This window comes from Streptomyces sp. NPDC002573 (genome assembly GCF_042889625.1).
Taxonomy (GTDB): domain Bacteria; phylum Actinomycetota; class Actinomycetes; order Streptomycetales; family Streptomycetaceae; genus Streptomyces; species Streptomyces gibsoniae.
Window position 1 is genome coordinate 1 of sequence record NZ_JBIARC010000073.1, and the last position, 17087, is coordinate 17087.

Genomic DNA, 17087 nt, shown 5'->3' on the forward strand with positions numbered 1-17087 from the left:
CTACGACAAGCTCGCGGTCCGCTACGAGGCGACCGTCCTCGTCGCAGCCATCAACGAGTGGCTGTGACCAGCACATTCGATACACGCCCTAGTGGTGGCCGAAGCCGCGGGAGTTGTCGATCAGTCGGAGGTCGGTGGGGGTGACCTCCCAGAGGTCGGTGCGGGCGAGGGCGGTGGTGAGGGCCGGGTCGTCGGCGAGGAGGGTAAAGCAGGCGGTGTAGGCGGACCAGGCGGTGGCGCGGGCGTCGGGGTCGGTGAGACGGCGGCAGGTGCCGTGCCTCGACTCATTGGCCTGGGCCGGTATCCCTCTCGGTGGACTGATCGCTGGGGCGGCGGTGGCCTCCGTCGGACCTGCGCCGGTGCTGCTCGCTGGCGGGGCGGCGTACTTCCTCACCACGAACCTGACTGGGCTGCGACCGGAATAGCGCGAGATGGACCGCGCGGGTGGGCGAGACGCCCAGGATCGGCAACCCGAGGAAGCCGTTCAGTCAGTCAGTGCGAATCTCGCGACATGACGAATACGGGAGACAGAGGGGAAGTATCTGGTTGCCTCCTCCCTCCCACCGCTTCTCCAGACGTCGCCCATGCCTCAGGCGCGCCCGGCCGGCTGGTCGGCGGCGTCCGTCGGCGCTCTGGGACTCGGCGCGGCAGATCCGGGCCACGGTGCGGGCGGTGGAGCCGTCGACCTTCGACTTGCCGATGGCGGCGCTCAGCGTCTCCAGGGTGAACCAGGCCACCCGCAGGTCCTTCTCGACCGCGGCCTGGGCGACCCCTTCGGTGAAGTGGCTCCTGCCGGTGCCCGAGGGGCCGGCGACGACGACGTTCTCGGCGCGGCTGATCCATTCCAGGGTGGCCAGGCAGTTCCGGGTGGGTTCGGGATGGTGGAGTACTCGGCCCGCCAGGAGGCCAGGATGTTGCCCGTGGGGAAGTTCGCCGAGTGGCGTCGCAGACGTCGGGTGGCGGCGTCGCTGCCGGTTTGGAGGACCGCGTGCTCCTGGCCGCCGCGTACTGGCGGACGAACCTGACCCTGCGCCAACTGGCCCCGCTGTTCGGGGGGTCCAAGTCGGCTGCCGACCGCATCAACGACCCCTCGGGCCCTCGCTCGCGCTCCAGCAACGCAAGCGGTTCCGCAAGGACGCCGTGCTGATCGTGGACGGAACCCTGGTCCACACCATCGCCCCGGCGGGAAGAGGCAAGGATCACGTGACCTTGGTCGGACTGCTCCCCAGGTCGTAGGGTGCCGGATCCGCCCGGCGGCGGATCCGGCCACCTCTGGCTACTGCAGGTCGATCAGATGGTCCACCGCCATGACCACCGGCTCCCCGTAGCCGAACCGCTCGCCCAGAGCGACGAACCGGTCGTACTGGGTCTGCGTCAGCGGTACCCAGTACTCGGACAGACAGCGCAGCAGCAGCCGGAACGCGAGGTCCGGACTGACCTGGGTGGCGGCCAGGTTCAGCGCGGGCACGACCCCGCCGACGTGTGCCCAGGCGTGCTCGGTCACCGCGACCGACAGCTGCGGGCCGGCCAGCAGGATCTCGTCGAGAACCTCGCCGGTCAGCGCCTCGAACGCCGGCTCGGGCGCCTGGGGCTGGTAGACCGGATCGTCCTTGCGCAGCCGCCGCAGGCACACGTCGGTGATCTGGCGCAGCCACTCCCGGCCGTCGATGCCCAGCCGGTCGATGTCGTACCCCCGGCAGGTCGCCGCCAGCCACAGCGATGTGACCGCCCAGGTGGGAAGCGGCGACTCGAGCAGCCGCAACGAATCCTCCAGCAGCGCCGGCGCGGCCTTGCCGCCGAAGCTGTCGGCCGAGTTCGCGACGATCTCGAGTGCCGTCCCCTCCCGCGACCAGTCCTGGTGGAACCGCCGCGTCAGCTGGGTCAGCCCGAAGTCGGGAGCGGAGCGCCAATCGGTCATTGCCCCTCCTTACACGGGGTAGGCGGTGAAGACGAAGTACCCAAGGGGGTGTTTCCCACTGGCTGTCCTCGGCGCCTTCTTGAGAAGGACGACGTACCCGTTGCCCGCGTCGGTCACCGGAGCGTTCGCCCGGTAGACCTTGCCGAGTGAGTTCTTCGCACCGAACGTGCCCTTGATGGTGTACGGCTCGGTGCTGTCGCTCGCCAGCCACTTGGCGATCGTCAGGGACTTGGGGTTCTTCGCCTTCTTGGCGATGTCGTCAGCGATGGCGTAGTCGACCACTTGCTGGGCGGTCTGCTCATCGATGAAGACGCTGTTGACTCCCTTCTCCTCGACCAGTTCGGCCAGTCGCTCAGGGGTCGGGTTCACGTGTTCGTCGAGCACGTGGGCCTGGTCGGGGTACTCCGCCGCGTCCTTCACGAGGTCGTTGCAGTTGTGGACGAGCACGTCCTGCGCCCTGGCGCCGGCGGTGCGCACGTAGAAGGTGTGCAGGCCGTCGACGGTCAGGTCGTAGACCGACTGCGGCGAGATGCCTTCGCGGTCGCGGAGGCCGGTGACGGCTCGCGTGCTGCCGTCCGCCGCCCGCAGCAGGTCACCCTTGCGCAGATCGGAGGCGAAGGTCCAGCCTGCGTCGACCACGTACACCCGGTGACCGGCCGTGGTGGTCAGCCGGCCCGCGCCGGAGAGGGCGATGTCGACCAGGTGGTCGGTGCTGTGCGCGAAGGACGCCGTCACCGGCTCCACCCGCGAGGTGCGGGTGTTAGGGTCGGTGGCCAGCAGTCGGTCGCCGACGTGGATGTCGCCAATGGCCTTGTAGGAGCCGTTCGCCAGCAGGACCCGTGTGTCGGCCGGGAAGCTGTTCAGCGAGCAGTTCGCGAAGGCGTCCTCGGCGACCTGGACCTCTTCTTCGAGGCCGGCGAGTGCGTCGGCGTCCAGTCCGGCGGCCTTGACCCCGACCCAGGCTTCCTCGATGCCCTTGCCGGCCTCCATGGCCCTGCGGAGGCCGACCACGGACTTGATCATCTCACTGATCTTGCCGTACGGGATGAAGTTGGCGGCGGCCCAGGCGCAGCCACTGGCCTTGCCGTTGGCGCAGTCGATGAAGTCACCGGCGACGATGTGCACCAGGTTGTTCAGCGAGGCCTGGATCATGTCCTTGGCGACGATGTGCAGGGTGCGGTGCTCGGTGAAACTCACCGGCCGCGTCGCCAGCGACTGGCGCAGGCAGTCGACGCTCGTAGGGCTGGTCACGTAGCAGATGAGCACATCGGAGTAGACAGTGCCGCTGATGTGCATCGGTACGTCGATGTCGCATGTGCCGTCGCTGCCGGTGGTGCAGCCGCCGGGGTCGGTGGTGATGGTGAGGTCGTCGGCGGTCTCCAGGATCGCGTAACCGCCGTCCCACTTGTCGATGACCCGGGACTGCCGGGCCGCCGTCTGGGCCTGCGCCTCGGCCGTCTCCGCCGACTTCTCGGCGGCTTCGGAGTCGGCCTGGGCGTGCTTGGCGGCTTCCTGGGCGTCGGCGGCGTCCTTGGCCGCCTGGTCGGCTGCCTTCTGGGCGGCGGTTGCCGCGTCCCTGGCCTGTGCTGCGGCGCTGCGCGCGGCGGCGGCGTCGCGTTCGGCTTCGGTGGCGGCGCTGTCGGCGGCCGCCGCGTCGCTCTCGGCGCTGTTCGCGGAGTTGTTCGCGGCGGCGGCGTCGGCCTGTGCCTGGGCGTTGAGCCTCGCGGTCGCCGCGTCGGCTATGGCGGCCGCCGCGGCGTCCTCCGCTGCCGCGGCGGCCGAGGTGCGGGCCGCCGCTGCGGACTTGGCGGCGGCTGCCGCGTCCGTCGCCGCGTCGGCTGCGGCCTGGGCCGCGGCCTTGGCGTCGGCGCTGGCCTTGGCGGCTGCGGCCTGGGCCAGCTTGGCGGCGTCGGCGGCGTCCTTGGCGCGCGCCTCGGCGGCCGCCTGCTGCTGCTGGGCGACCGTCTTGGCGCCCTGTCCGACCAGGACCGCCAGTGCGGCGGATGAGTCGTTCTCCCGGAACGGGGTGCCGAGCGCGATCGCGTCATTGGCGGGCGCGGTCACGGCGGCCGCCGAGTCGCGGGCAGCGGCGGCCGAAAGAGCCGCCGCGTAGGCCTGTCCGGCTGTGGTGGCGCTGTCCTTGCGGGCCTGGTCGGCCGCTGCCCGGGCGGCCACCGCGTCGTTGGCGGCCTTGTGCGCGTCCGCCTGCGCCGAGGCGGCCAGTGCGGTCGCCGCGTCGGCCGCCTGGGCGGACTGGTGGGCGGCGCTGATCGCGTCGGCGGCGGCCGAGTGGGCGGTCGCGGCCGCGGCACGGGTGGTGTCCGCGTCGGACTGCGCCCGGTTGGCGGCCGCCCGGGCCGTCTTCGCGGCCGCGTCGGCGTTCGTAGCGGCAGCCCGGGCCGCGATCGCGGCGTTGGAGGCGTCGTCGGCGTCGGCTTCGGCTTTGTCAGCGGCGGTGGACGCGTCGTCGGCGGCGTGTCGCGCCTTGGTGGCGGCGGCCTTTGCCCCGTCGGCGGCGGACGTGCCATCGGCGGCAGCGGCCGCTGCCTCTGCAGCGTCCGCCCGGCTGTTCAGGGCGTCGCGGCGGTTGGCGGCGTCGGAGGCCCGGCCGCGGGCGTCGGCGGCCTGGGCCTCGGCGGTCTGGGCGTCGGTCTTCCTCTGCGCCGCGGTGGCCTCGGCCTGTTCCGCTTCGGCCCGCTTGCTCTCGGCCCTGGCTTGCCGGCTGCGGGCGTCAGCTTCGTCGTCGGCGGCGATCTGCCGCTTGCTCTCGGCGAGCGCCCGGTCGGCGGCGGCATTGGCCGCCTGCTGCTGGGCGATGCCGCGCTGGGCCGCCGCGTCGGCGGCCGCCGTCTGGGCGGTGGACTGGGCTTTCTCGGCGGTGGCCCGGTCCGCCTTCGCCGTCGCCGCGGCGTTGGCCGCCGTGGTGGCCTGGGCCGCCGCGGCCACTGCTGCGGCGTGCGCCTGGGCGGCAGCCTCCTGAGCGGCGGCCTTGCGGAACTCCGCCTTGAGCGCCTCGGCCTGGGTCTTCGCCAGCGACATCAGCGCCGCGCTGTCGTCGACCGAAGCCTTCGCGGCGTTCACCGCGGTCTGGGTGGCCTTGGCAGCTGCGGCGGTCGCGGCGGAGGACGCCTTGGTGACCTGCGCCGACTGCTGCGCGTAAGCCAGACCCCGTCCGTAGGGCGTGTTGTTCGCGGCGGCGATCTTCCCGGCCGCTGTCTCGGCGGCGGTCACCTTGTCGGCCTGGGCCTTCGCGTCGGCGGCGGCCTTGTTCGCGATCGTCAGCTGGGCGGCTGCCCGAGTGCGCGCGTTGCCGATCTCCTTGGTGGCGTACGTGAAGTCGGCGGGCTTGGGATAGGACAGCTCATTGGAGCTGTCCTTGGGGTGTTTGGTCCAGTACGACTGCCACTTCGCCAACTGCCCGGCGATCCAGGACTGGCCCACCGACTCGACCATCGCCTGCGAGGCCGTCTGCAGATCGCTGTTGGCCTGGATCTCCGCCGCGACGATGTCAGCGCGCTGTGCGGCCTGCGCGTCCAGTTCCGACTGCCACTCGGCGCCGGCGGTTTTCACCACCGACCCCAGCACATGGTTCGGGTCCAGCGGGTTGTCGCTGTCGCAGGAGGCGAAGCGCAGCTTGAGCGCCTCGACCTCCATGCGGTACTCGACCGACCCCGCATCCGGCGCGTTCTTCGGGAACCCGCCGTCCTGCAGGAAGATCCGTACGTCGTCGGCGTGCTTGTTCCCGGTGAACACCTTGCCGTCGTCGAACGGCTCGTAGGAGCCCAGCGCCTGCCACGCCTGGGCCTCGGCGAGGTTGTCTGAGGTCCCGTCCTTGCCGGAATACAGGTGCAGGCTCTTGGCCAGCGCGGTGGCGGCGCTCATCGAGGCCGGCTGAGCGATCGGCGCCAAGTCCCCGTAGAGCGAATCCTCGCCCTTGAAGTACTGGTTGACGTAGAACTCCGTGACGCCGAGCGTGCCGTAGTAGTCCGGCGACCAGTGGAACGCGGTGTTGGTCATGCCGGGCAGATCGAAGGCCCCCGGGATCGACTTGTCCCACGTGTGGTGCCGGTCGCCCAGGGTGCTCCAGGTCTTCTCATAGTCGGCCTGGTCCTTGGCGTACGCGGTGGACAGCGGTGTGGTGTTCCAGTACTCCGGATTCGCCAGCCGGTGCAGTTCAGCGGGATCGGTGCTCGTCAGCCCGGACTTGGCGACCGCCTTGAGGGCCGGGCCGCCGGCGTGCAGGATGAATCCGAGCCGACATACATCCGTACGGATGGGGGCTGCCGTGTCCTTCAGCCGGCCCGGGTAGACGTAGGTGTCCGTGTCGGCCCCGCCGGTATCCTTGGGCGTTGCCGCGAACGTCGGTACGGCGGTGGCGAGCAGGGCTCCAACCACGGTCGCCGCGGCGAGCGCATGCCAGCGCAGTCGGCGTCTGGTCAGGACGCCGACAGGTGCGTATACGGTCAATTCGACCTTTCCCCCTGTGAGTCTTGAGTTATGTGTGGGTAATGTAGATGTATGTGTGACGGGTCGTCATTCCCTCGTGATGCAGATCACACAGTGGAATCACAGCCGGAGCCCGGCCCATTTTCGATCGGGTACACGCGCGACGGCCCCCATGCGCGCAGGGGCCGTCCTCATCCCGGGTGGGCGCGCCGTTGGCGTCAGTTCGTGAAATGGTGCGCACCGCCGACGACATCATCGCCGACCCCGCGCGGATCAGGTCCACCGCCGGCTGCATCACGTCTCGCGACCGTCCGTGGCCGGAATGACTGCAACTCCCCACGCATCCACTGGCGGTGAACTGGCCCTGCACCGTTTGTGGCACACGGCGGAGAGGCGAACCGTCCTCGCCATGGACGCTCTCCTGACAGCGGCCGCGGTTTGTCTCGTGCTGCCCGTCGCCTTGCTTTCCTCGGGGTCCATAACCGGTGCCACTGCGGCCATGGCGTTGTCGGCTGCCCTTGTGGTTTGCCTACCGGGTATCACGCCAAGGCGACACCCCCCTGCACCGACTCAGACTCGGACGGCACTCCAACCTCGGCTTCAGGATGACGTTAGCGTTGATCAACGCTTCGGTCATCGGCACAGGTGCCGGTGCTGCTGACGCCTATGGGCACGGCAAGTCCGCGGGGATTGCCACTGGCCAGTTGACGGCGGCTTTCTTGGCTCAGCCGCTCATCCTCAAGATCGTTTTCAGGGCGAGGCGGCGACGCGGTAGGACCGCGTCTGCTGCCAGGCAGTGGGCTCGTGTACGGCGTCGGCGCTGGCATTGCGCTCGGCCTGGTTACCGGATGCCGGGCGTCCCGCCGCTACTTGGCATTCCTCCTCGTCTCACGACGGCGGCTGCCATTCCGGCTCGCATGCTTCTTCGACTGGCCGCGCACCGCCGGGCTCATGAGGTACTCCGGCTCCGCTTATCAGTTCCGCCACCGCGAACTTCAAGAATGGCTGGTGGCGCATCCAGCCCCAAGCCCCTGACTCCGGCCACCCCCGGCGCAACGTGACGCAAGGCCCGCGGGTACCGCGACACGGGTCTCGTTCATCGCGCCGGTTCTGGCGCGTCGCTGGCTGCATCGCCGAATCAACTGTCGTGATCACACCTTGCTGCCCACCCGACCAGGGGCGGCGGCGAGCCCGGGCGGTACCGGCAGCCCGATCGAGCAGACACGACGCCTGTGTCAGTTGAGACCGAGCCGACTGAACGCGGTGGTCCAGTCGATGACGATAGCCTGCTGGACATCCGTGAGAGCAACCTTGCCGGAGCAGACCGCGGTGTGCAGTTTCGTCTCGACCGGGTCTTTCTTGTGGCTGGCTACGGTCGTGAACCACACGTGGAACCTGTACGAGATCGGGTCAGCCAAGACGACCGCGCACCGCGTGATCAGCCGGATGGCTCTCGCGGCGGGAGTGCTGTGAAGTGGCCGATGGGGCTGCGGCGAGAGTGGCGGTGCGCGTTTGCCGGCTGCACGGGTCGTTGCGTCGTCGCCTCACATGGCGCTGATGGCGATGGCCAGCGCGCCAGCGGAGAAAATGAGTGCGAACAGGATGAAGATCGCCAAAGCGACCGTGACCCCGTCCACTGGCTGGATGCGGGGCGGAACGACAAAGCCGTCAGCGGGCCGTCGGGGGTCGTAGGCCACGGTGAGCAGGTCGCCTTCACGGGTGGTAGACGGCAAGCCCGAGACATAGATTTGGTGGGTGGCGCCCCCGGGCACCGCGTACTCCACATCGAACTTCATATGCGAACTGTCCTCGTATCTGTAGCCACGCACGCAGCGGCCAATTACGCGTTCTCCATTGCGCAGAACAGTCCATCTGCGGTGCCACCAGCGCACTTGCCGACTCACGAGGATGAATGGGGCTGCGGCCACGAGCGTGCCGATGATCGCCCCCGTTGTGTCAGTCATGTTGATCCCCCGCGCCTTCTGCACTGCGGCAACTCGGCTTGAGAGCAGCATGGAGGTCAAATCGTCCTTGTTGCAACGGTTTCGGCAGGAGGGATCAAGTCAGGTGGCGCGGTCTCCTAGGCTGCTGGCATTAGAGGCCCACTATCCGTGAAACGGAGCCGCAAGGGGGACACCATGGGCGCCAGCGATAACACGATGTCCGGCAGCGACTGGATCGGCGAGAGTCGGCGCCCTCTGCATCGAAATGGTCCAGCACCTCGAGAGGAAGCATCGCGAGGCCCTCGAACGCTGCGGCAGCAGAGCAGTACAAGCTGCATGGCCAGGACTTCTTCTTCGAGACCGAGCACTACTAGCCGAAGCGGATCGCTCCGGACGCAGAAGCTGAACGGTTGCCGGCCGCCGAGGACGAGAAGAAGCGGGCCCTGGAGGCTGCCGAGCACTGGGCCGTCTTGAAGAAGAAGCTCGGCAGCACGCCGACGAAGCGGACTGTCCCGGCTACAGCGCGGAAGGCCGTGACACTGTCCACCGCCCTCACGCCAGCAAGCACCCCGCCGTGCGTCGCATGCTGCAACTCCTTCAGGAGATCGCAACCGCATCGTGCTACGAGCGCAAGGCAGAGGACTTCTTCGCCATCGCCGGCGTCGCCGTCGCTATCGTTGCCGCCCCCACAGGCGGAGAGCGAGAGCAATCGATCACCTAGGATGGCGCGGTGACTGATGAGCAGGAGCGGGTGCAGCCGTCGGGAGTGTGGGCCACGGCGGTGGGGGTGGCCAGAGTGCGAGCGCTGGAGACCGAGCGGGAGAACGCGCTGTTCCGCGACCCATTGGCACAGGCCTTCGCCGCTGCCGGCGGCCTGTGGCCCTCCTCGCCGCCGCCCGGTGACGAGGCCGCGCGACGCCGCCGGCTAGCCGTGGCGTTCTCCATCGTCATCAGGACGAAGTTCCTCGACGACCTGTTGCAGCAGGCCTCCGCGTCCGGGGTTAGGCAGGTCGTGCTCCTCGGCGCCGGCATGGACAGCCGGGCCTTCCGGATGGACTGGCCCGGGGGCACCCGGCTGTTCGAGGTCGACACCGCCGCGCCACTGGACTTCAAGGCTTCGGTGCTGCGCCAGGAGCGGGCCGTCGCACGCTGCGAGCGGATCACCGTCCCGGTGGATCTGCGTGAGGACTGGCCAGGCGCGCTGGCCGCCGCAGGGCACGACCCGGCGGTGCCGACCGTGTGGATCGCCGAAGGACTGCTGATCTATCTGCCCGAGGACGCGGTGGAGCTGCTGCTGGCCCGGATCAGCGCGCAGTCGGCGGCAGGCAGTCGGATGGGGTTGACACTGGGCTCGCGCGGCGTGATCGAGCGCTTCGGCGCGGACGCCGTGCCGGGATCGGCGGCGTCCATGTGGGTCTCGGAGATGCCCGACGACCCGGTCGGCTGGCTGGCCGGGCACGGCTGGGCGGCCGACAGCCACACCCTGCGCGACCGCGCTGCCGCCTACGGCCGCCCGATCAGCGCCCCGCCGCAGCGCGAGGAGCGGCCCGGCGGACTGATCTCGGCAGTCCGCCGGTAGTGCGCCTCCCGGTTCCCCAGTAGGGTCGGGGACTGGCGCGGTGGCTGCTGCTCCGTTTCCAGTCCCCGCCGCTTCAAACCGTGCATGCGTTGGGCCCGCACACGGCTTTCCGACATCGTTCACCGGCTGGCATGCGCCGTCGCCCCGTGCACGCTCCCTGTCAGGTGGTAGACCCGGAGCCGACTGAGCCACCCGGAGTTGTAGCGGGTGGTCCAGTTCCGGCCCCGTAGGCCGTGTTTCCGGCTGGCGAAGATCGCCAGCCGTTCGTGAACGTAGCCGTTGACCACATTGAACTTCCGCCCAGAGTTCCCGTTGCGGAAGTACGCGGCCCAGCCCCGCAGGACCGGGTTGAGATCGGCGACCACGGCGGACACCGGCCGTTCGGTCTTCGAGGAGACGGTCGCTGCGCGGATCTTGTCCCGCAGTACCCGCATCGCTCGCGCCGGGGGCCAACGTTGCAGGTAGAACCTGCCCCGCCGCCGCCACGATTCCACCTTGCAGTGGTGGAAGCCGAGAAGATCGAAGCCTTGTCCGCCTCGGGCGAGGTGGACGATGCCGGTCTTGTCCGGGTGCAGCTGCAACCCGACCCCGGCCAGCACCCTGCGCGACAGATCCCGCGCCTGCTCGGCACGTTCCTTGCTCGGACACAAGACAACGTAATCGTCGGCGTACCTGATCAACGTCCCTAACCGACTGCCCTCGCACTGCCACGCCCCGTCGAGGACGTACAACGCGAAGTTCGCCAAAAGGGGCGAAATCGGTGAGCCCTATGGGGTTCCTGCGCCCGTTGGGGCATTGACCCCGCCCTCCAGTACCCCGACCCGCAGCCAGCCCCGGATCAGCTTGAGCATCTTCCGGTCCGAGACCCGCCGGGCGATCTGGTTCATGAGTGCTTCATGATCAATCGTCCCGAACAGTCTCGGATGTCGGCCTCAATAACCACTCCCGGCCCCGGTTCGCCTCGGTGCGTACCTTCTCGCACGCATCGATTGCGGACCGCTTGGGCCGGAAACCGTAGCTGACCGGTAGGAAGTCGGCTTCGAAAACCGGCTCGATCACCAGCTTCGCGGCCGTCATCACCACTCGATCCGCCACGGTGGGAATCGAAAGCGGCCGAGACTCCCCCGGCCGCCCCGGCTTGGGGATCTTCACCCGGCGCAAGGGCGCCGGCCGGTAGATCCCGGTCCGCAGCCGCTCCGCCAGGTCCTGAAGGAACTCCTCCACCCCGGCCGCCGCCACCACATCGATGGTCACCCCATCGACGCCTGGGGCGCCCCGGTTCGTGCACACGCCGGACCAGGCCCGCCACAAGACGTCCATGCGGTGGACGTGACCATACAGGGCATGGAACCGGCGTTCGGGTTCTTGCTTGGCATAGCGGTAAAGCGTCCACTGCAAGGCACGGACCTTGTCCAAAGGACGGCCGTCCGGTCGTGCGACGCCTTCCTTCCGGCGGGTGGAACTAGCCGATCCGGCACTCACCCGAGTCCCCTCCCTGCACACGCACGCATCGATGAAGCAGGGGCCCTTCGCTCCCAGCGGGTTGTGTTGTCCCGCCGATCACCACTACTACCGCCCCCTCCGACTTCCTCTCGGCAACCCGCCACTTCCCGGTTCCGCCGGTTATAGGCGAGCCACGCTTCCCGAGCCGCACACCCGGGGCCGAGGAGGACCTCTCCAGTTCCCAGGACAACCCTCCGGCCATTCCTCGCCCCTTACGCCGGGAGGTTCCTCGGCGACCGCTCCAGGTCCAAGATCGCCTTCCATGGCCTTCGCCCAATCACCACGGGCTCGGCTCCTCCCTGACCCGCCCACGGCGGGGTGGAATTGACGACGCTGCAGGCTTCACTTCATGTTGCGGACTGGCCGGTTGCACGCCCCCTCGGGGCGCTTGTCACTCCTTCTTCGACGCCGCCTTCTCAAACGACGCCGGGAGTCAGCTACCGGGGACCCCGGCGTCTCCCCGGACCGGACTTGCACCGGCTGGCTATCCTGAGCTTGACGACCGGTTACGTCTGTTCACATCCCTTCTGAGCTGCGATGATGCCCGGACTGCTGGACATACGATGATCGGTTCCAAGGGGGCCGGCCTGATGAGTGGAGCCAGGTTCATGCGCGGCCAGCCGGTCATGCGCTGATGTCGCGCAGGCAGGCCAGGCCCGCGCGGGCCTGGCTGGGTGCCAGCTCGGAGGAGCGGATGAGCTGGACGAATCCAGCCCGGCCGGCTTCGAAGAGCACGAACCGGAGGGTGTCGGCATGCCTCTGGGACGCTGCCGGTCTGCGCTCGGAGGCGCGTGGCACCCGTCTACTCGCTTTGCAGGAGGCGGGCCAGTTCGCCGTCGACGTCGACCTTCCCTGTGTCCACTGCCGTCTCGATCCGGTCGAGGGCCGCGCGGACGCGGGCGACGTTCTCGTCGATGACGACGCGTTCGTCGTCGCCGAGCTGGCGGTCGCGCAGGCCCGGGACGACCCGACCGGACGCGGCGACGAACGCGTGGCAGGCGGTGACCAGGCCGAGGAACTCCACGGAGCCGTCGACCACTCGGATCCGCCGGGGCGACGGGGCTGTTGCGCTCGAAGTCCTCGCGGGCCTGCTGGGCGCGGTTGACCTGGTGGCGGACTGTGTCGTCACCCATCGCCTTGAACGCGACGTCCGGGCGCCGCAGTAGCCCGTCGTCACTCAGGAAGCCCTGAAGAGGCCGGGCCCCTCGCAGCACCACGACGGGACGCTGCCTGGCTGAAGCGGTCACTTCGTCAGGACGATGAGTACGCCGACGCCCAGGAAGACCACCGCGCCGGACAGCAGGAACACCACCGGCCCCGCCATGTGCCGCCACATGCGCACCCGTGCCGTCTGGGGATGCCGGCTCTGATACACCACCGGAACCTCGCGCCCGGTCGCCAGGCCCATCCCGGTCCCCCCGCATCCGAGGCGATAACTCCACGCGGTGTCCCTGCTGGTCGCAGAAGGCTACGACCAGCACCCAGATGTGCCCGTCGTCATCAGCGACCTGCGTGTTGTCGACCACGACACCTCGCGTGTGAACGCCGTCCCGCCGCAGCCGCCGCACCACGGCCCCCTTCCGCCACGCGACGACGAAAAGCAGCACGGCCGCAGCACACAGCACCGGGCTCGCAATTCCGTTCGACATCGACCGCTCTTCCCGATCCGTCCGGCACGCCGAGCCCTCGCGGTCGGGGAGACGCAGCACCCCCGAGGACCGGTTGCACCACCGGATGACCCCGTCGGCGGGAAATCAACCCTCACGAGCGTCGATCGGTCTTCCCTGGTGACGGGGTCGGGGCAGTGCCCTTGCCGGCCGTCGGTAGAGGGGCAGAAGACGATGTGGCGAGTGGGCCCGAGTGTCCGAGTGAGGGTGGAAATGACGAATCCGAACACCGCGGTGACGTGGGTCGACGCACGCGAAAGGCTGCCTCGGAGCGGTACACCGGTGGCAGCGGCGATCATGGGCCGGTATCCAGCCGACAGCGCCACCCAGTCCGCGGCCGATACGGCCGATACGGCCGATACGGCGTCGGGTGAGGAGTTCTGGCTGGTGAGGCCGATGGTCTTCATGACTCTGCACTGGAGTGAGGACGGGGCGCAGCGCAGGGACTGCTTCGTCGATTCCGACGGGGTAGTCCGCCTGCCCTACGGCCGCACCAGTGCCGAAAGCGTGACTCACTGGGCCCAGCTGCCCACCCTCCCGGGCAGGACGACGCACCTCGTCCTTGGGGAAGACGTGCAGTCAGCCCTCCAGAACGCGTGGGACCCTCACCCCGCCACCTGAACCGCAGCGGACACTGCTACGCGCGTGCCACGCTCTCCCGATGCACCCGCGCCCTGGCCATGACCCGGTCCAATGCGTCCCGGGTCCGCACGAGTTCGTCAATGTACTCGGAGGGCTGGCTGCGCTCCAGCGCCATCCGATCGAGAGCGGCATCGGAATTGCCCTTGCTGAGCGCGTCAACGCAGGGCAGCAGCAGCTCAGAGAGCGTACGACTGGACAGGCCCGCCGTGTACGAACAGGACGCAGGGCACGCAGGCCTGGTCTAGGCCACGGTCTCGCCACTCCCAGTCCGTGGCGCACGGCTTGAACGCTGGCCCACACTGGTGCCGTGACTATGACCCGCCGCCTCATCTCACCCCGCCGCTGGACCCCGCCCCCGGCCCCTGACAACGCAGGACGCAGCCCTGCCACGGGCCGCTTCGCCATCGCCCGCCGGTTCGCGAGCGGCGGTCACGGTCCCGAAGACGTGATCTTCGACCGGCAGGGCGGTGTACTCGCCGGTCTCGGCGACGGCAACGTCATTCGCCTCGACCTCACCACCGGCGCCCGCACCGTGCTGGGCAACACCGGCGGCCGGCCACTGGGACTCGAACTGTCCGACGACGGCAGCGTCCTGGTCTGCGACCACGACCGCGGGCTGCTACGCATGTCCGCCGACGGATCGGTCGAGGTGCTCGTCGACACCGTAGCGGGCCGTCGGCTCACCTTCGCCAGCAACGTGGTGGAGAGCCAAGACGGAACCATCTGGTTCACCGTGTCCACCCGCCGCTGGGATCTTGAACACCATCTCGGCGACATCGTCGAGCACACCTGCACCGGAATGCTCGTCCGACGAGACCCCGACGGCACCGTGACCGTACTGCATGACAGTCTCAAGTTCGCCAACGGCCTCGTGCTCGCCCCGGACGCCTCGCACCTGCTCGTGGCCGAGAGCGCCGGGTACCGGGTGAGCCGCTACTGGCTGAGCGGCCCGAGAGTCGGCACGTTCGAGCCGTTCGCCGAGAACCTCGCAGGCCTGCCGGACAACATGAGTCTCGGCAGCGACGGGCTAGTGTGGGTGGCGATCGCCGCGCCCCGCAACGCACTTCTCGACAAGCTGCTTCCCCTGCCGGGATTCCTGCGGGTCCTGCTGTGGAACCTGCCCGAGGCCGTACGCCCCAAGCCCACCCCCGTCGCCTGGGTCATGGCCTTCGACCTCTCCGGCCGCCTCGTCCACGACCTACGCACGGATGAAGTCAACTATGGCTTTGTCACCGGCGTCGCCGAGCAGCGCGGAACGGTGGTTGCCGGCAGCCTCCACGAGGACGACATCGTCGTGCTCACCCAGTCAGCGAGTCTCGCAGGCCCGACACCCGGGGCGACCAATGGCGTGAATGGCAGGTGACTCGGGCGGCGTTGCCCACGAGCGCGAAGGGGGTGGTCGTCCACCACGAGGCCTCCCGGCCCGCCGGCCAGGTGGGGCGCTCGTAGGCGCGCGTCGCCGCCGTATCCGCCGTAGTTGGGCTGAGCACTCGAGTGGGCGAACGGTGCCAACTCGATTGCTCAGTCACCCTCAGGTGTGACCGAGCGCTTCGGTTGGCGCTTGAGCAGTTCAGTTGGCACCGCGAGCGCCCGACCTGGCAGCACAGGAGGCTCACTCCTTTGACCATGATGTTTCCTGCTGACGTGATGAGAGCGCCGTCCCTGGACCGGACAGTCAGGGTGATCGTGGGCAGTGTCGTACCTGGGTGCGACATTGCCGCCATGTCTCTCGCCGATCTCACTCTTGCCCGGTGACGGTCCATCGACCTCCCGTCCGCTCGTCACATCGGCGAGGAAGCCGCTGCCCAGGTGGGCGGACGCCTTGTCTCTGTCGAGAACGGTGAACATCTCGGTGCGCGCCTGTACCGCGTACGCATCGAACGCGAAGGGCAGGACTTCGCACTGAAACCGGGTGGGGAGGTCACGCTCGGCTTCGATCCAGATACATGGACGCCAACTCCTGAGCAGATCGACGACTATGCGGTGAGCGTGGAGCAGGGGTACGGATACGGACCCGATCTGCTCGGCTACCTGACGCAGGTGCTCAACCCTCGCCGCCACGTCCGGTTGGCAGCGAGCAATGCTCAGGACTTGTGGATCAGCCCCGGGAGGGACGCGTAGGGCGTACCTTCCCGAATGATCCTGTGATGGTCACCGAGTAGGCCCGCGTTCGCAGCGCGGGTCGGGAAGGCATGCCCGTGCTCAGCGTAGTGAACACCGATGGGTCGACCGAGTCCGGCTCCCTGATCGACGAGATTGTCCGCGAGGGCGCGCGCCGGATGCTTGCCGCCGCCCTGGAAGCCGAAGTCAACCAGTACATAGCCGAGTTGGCTGCCGAGACAGACGCGGCCGGGCGCCGCCTGGTGGTCCGCAACGGCACCACCGGCCTCGCACCGTGACCACGGCCGCAGGTCCCGTCGAGGTCACGGCCCCGCGTGTGAACGACCGCCGAGTGGACGACGCCACCGGCGAGCGGATGCGGTTCTCCTCGAAGATCCTGCCGCCGTGGTGCCGCAAGTCGCCCAAGGTCAGCGAAGTGCTGCCGCTGCTCTACCTGCACGGGCTGTCCTCGGGGGACTTCGTGCCCGCCCTGGAGCAGGTCCTCGGCTCCGAGGCCGGCGCGTCAGCGACGACGGAACCAGTGCGGCAGCGCGAAGCTCTGTTCGACCACCCACCGGTGGACGCCCAGGCCTGAGCCGTAGTCGGTGCCGCGGCGGGCGATGACGGGGGTGATGCCCAGGGCCTGGACCTGCTTGCGGTACTTGTCGTGGTCGTAGCCGCGGTCGGCGTAGAGCGAGACGGGTCGCTGTCGGGGCCGCCCTCGCCGGCCGCGTACGGGCGGGACGGCCTGGATCAGGGGGATGAGCTGGGTGACGTCGTTGCGGTTTCCGCCGGTCAGCGATACCGCCAGCGGGATGCCGTGCCCTTCGGTGATCACATGGTGCTTGGAGCCTGTTCGGGCACGGTCGACCGGGCTCGGTCCTGTTTTGGGCCGCCTTTCATGGCCCGGACGTGGGAGCCGTCGATCACCGCCCTCGACCAGTCCAGTGCGCCGGCGGCGTTCAGTTCAGCAAGGAGCGATTCGTGCAGACGCTGCCAGACTCCCGCGTCGTTCCAGTCGCGCAGGCGTCGCCGGCAGGTCATGCCGGAACCGAAGCCCAGCTCCTGCGGCAGGAACTCCCACGGAATGCCCGTGTACAGCACGAACAGGATGCCCGACAGCACTCCGCGTCGGGCGCCAAGCCCGACGGCGTCCTCCGCGACGACGCGCCCGCGCTGCGCCCCAGTCACCTGTTCCGGGCCGACCCGGGAGCGTTCCAGCACGCCCTGGTCCGGCTGTCGACCGTCCGCAGCCCGTGGCTGCGCGAGATCCCTGGGAACCTCACGCA

14 protein-coding genes and 5 pseudogenes are annotated in these 17087 nt (G+C 69.0%); 7 read left to right on the top strand and 12 right to left on the bottom strand.

The genetic code is table 11. The features are described from left to right. Nucleotides 1–88: 88 nt before the first annotated feature. Nucleotides 89–397 (bottom strand): hypothetical protein, encoded by a 309-nt coding sequence (locus tag ACFYX0_RS38920; protein WP_388978361.1) that lies wholly within the window; start codon nt 395–397, stop codon nt 89–91. On the opposite strand from ACFYX0_RS38920, the pseudogene ACFYX0_RS38925 reads away from it, so the two are divergent. Beyond that, nucleotides 282–515, top strand: a pseudogene (locus tag ACFYX0_RS38925) (MFS transporter); the annotation flags it as partial. The gene ACFYX0_RS38920 and the pseudogene ACFYX0_RS38925 overlap by 116 nt on opposite strands. On the opposite strand, the gene ACFYX0_RS38930 reads toward ACFYX0_RS38925, so the two are convergent. Beyond that, entirely contained in the window at nt 489–902 is a 414-nt protein-coding gene (locus ACFYX0_RS38930; protein WP_388978349.1) for an ATP-binding protein, read from the bottom strand. The pseudogene ACFYX0_RS38925 and the gene ACFYX0_RS38930 overlap by 27 nt on opposite strands. A 74-nt stretch (nt 903–976) precedes the next feature. Between ACFYX0_RS38930 and ACFYX0_RS38935 the strand changes: the two are divergent. Continuing rightward, nucleotides 977–1179: pseudogene (locus tag ACFYX0_RS38935) on the top strand (transposase family protein); the annotation flags it as partial. A 97-nt stretch (nt 1180–1276) separates the two neighbouring features. Here ACFYX0_RS38935 and ACFYX0_RS38940 read toward each other — a convergent pair. The 5 genes from ACFYX0_RS38940 to ACFYX0_RS38960 form a co-directional block, all read right to left on the bottom strand. Continuing rightward, nucleotides 1277–1918 (bottom strand): hypothetical protein, encoded by a 642-nt coding sequence (locus ACFYX0_RS38940; protein WP_388978289.1) that lies wholly within the window; start codon nt 1916–1918, stop codon nt 1277–1279. A gap of 9 nt (nt 1919–1927) precedes the next feature. Next, nucleotides 1928–6385 (bottom strand): polymorphic toxin-type HINT domain-containing protein, encoded by a 4458-nt coding sequence (locus ACFYX0_RS38945; RefSeq protein WP_388978292.1) that lies wholly within the window; start codon nt 6383–6385, stop codon nt 1928–1930. 1214 nt (nt 6386–7599) lie between these two features. After that, nucleotides 7600–7752 carry a hypothetical protein gene (locus ACFYX0_RS38950; protein WP_388978295.1) on the bottom strand — a complete coding sequence of 51 codons (153 nt, stop codon included), beginning with the start codon at nt 7750–7752 and terminating at the stop codon, nt 7600–7602. 156 nt (nt 7753–7908) lie between these two features. Further along, nucleotides 7909–8379, bottom strand: coding sequence for a DUF3592 domain-containing protein (locus tag ACFYX0_RS38955; RefSeq protein WP_388978297.1), 471 nt, complete (start codon nt 8377–8379; stop codon nt 7909–7911). A 298-nt stretch (nt 8380–8677) separates the two neighbouring features. Next, the gene (locus ACFYX0_RS38960) at nt 8678–9016 is read right to left on the bottom strand and encodes a hypothetical protein (RefSeq protein ID WP_388978300.1); all 339 of its coding nucleotides are present in this window, start codon (nt 9014–9016) and stop codon (nt 8678–8680) included. A gap of 57 nt (nt 9017–9073) precedes the next feature. Between ACFYX0_RS38960 and ACFYX0_RS38965 the strand changes: the two genes are divergently transcribed. Beyond that, complete coding sequence (locus ACFYX0_RS38965; protein ID WP_388978352.1) at nt 9074–9886, top strand: class I SAM-dependent methyltransferase; 813 nt, start codon at nt 9074–9076, stop codon at nt 9884–9886. A 119-nt stretch (nt 9887–10005) separates the two neighbouring features. Here ACFYX0_RS38965 and ACFYX0_RS38970 read toward each other — a convergent pair whose 3' ends face one another. From ACFYX0_RS38970 to ACFYX0_RS38985, 4 genes and pseudogenes are all read right to left on the bottom strand, one after another. Next, nucleotides 10006–10644: a group II intron maturase-specific domain-containing protein gene (locus ACFYX0_RS38970; protein WP_388978355.1), complete on the bottom strand. Its 639-nt coding sequence runs from the start codon at nt 10642–10644 to the stop codon at nt 10006–10008. Nucleotides 10645–10786: 142 nt separating this feature from the next. Then, complete coding sequence (locus ACFYX0_RS38975; RefSeq protein WP_388978303.1) at nt 10787–11368, bottom strand: reverse transcriptase domain-containing protein; 582 nt, start codon at nt 11366–11368, stop codon at nt 10787–10789. 823 nt (nt 11369–12191) lie between these two features. Continuing rightward, nucleotides 12192–12555: pseudogene (locus tag ACFYX0_RS38980) on the bottom strand (DUF6192 family protein); the annotation flags it as partial. Between the two features lie 77 nt (nt 12556–12632). Next, entirely contained in the window at nt 12633–12797 is a 165-nt protein-coding gene (locus ACFYX0_RS38985; RefSeq protein ID WP_388978305.1) for a hypothetical protein, read from the bottom strand. A 472-nt stretch (nt 12798–13269) separates the two neighbouring features. Between ACFYX0_RS38985 and ACFYX0_RS38990 the strand changes: the two genes are divergently transcribed. From ACFYX0_RS38990 to ACFYX0_RS39005, 4 genes and pseudogenes are all read left to right on the top strand, one after another. Then, nucleotides 13270–13677, top strand: a complete 408-nt coding sequence (locus tag ACFYX0_RS38990; RefSeq protein WP_388978308.1) for an AQJ64_40280 family protein — start codon at nt 13270–13272, stop codon at nt 13675–13677. 334 nt (nt 13678–14011) lie between these two features. Beyond that, nucleotides 14012–15061: an SMP-30/gluconolactonase/LRE family protein gene (locus ACFYX0_RS38995; RefSeq protein WP_388978358.1), complete on the top strand. Its 1050-nt coding sequence runs from the start codon at nt 14012–14014 to the stop codon at nt 15059–15061. Nucleotides 15062–15507: 446 nt separating this feature from the next. Further along, a complete protein-coding gene (locus tag ACFYX0_RS39000; protein WP_388978310.1) occupies nt 15508–15819 on the top strand; it encodes a hypothetical protein in 312 nt (103 codons plus the stop codon). Between the two features lie 77 nt (nt 15820–15896). Then, nucleotides 15897–16333: pseudogene (locus ACFYX0_RS39005) on the top strand (transposase); the annotation flags it as partial. On the opposite strand, the pseudogene ACFYX0_RS39010 reads toward ACFYX0_RS39005, so the two are convergent. Continuing rightward, nucleotides 16328–16929 (bottom strand): annotated as a pseudogene (locus tag ACFYX0_RS39010) (IS5 family transposase); the annotation flags it as partial. The pseudogenes ACFYX0_RS39005 and ACFYX0_RS39010 overlap by 6 nt on opposite strands. Nucleotides 16930–17087: the final 158 nt, after the last annotated feature.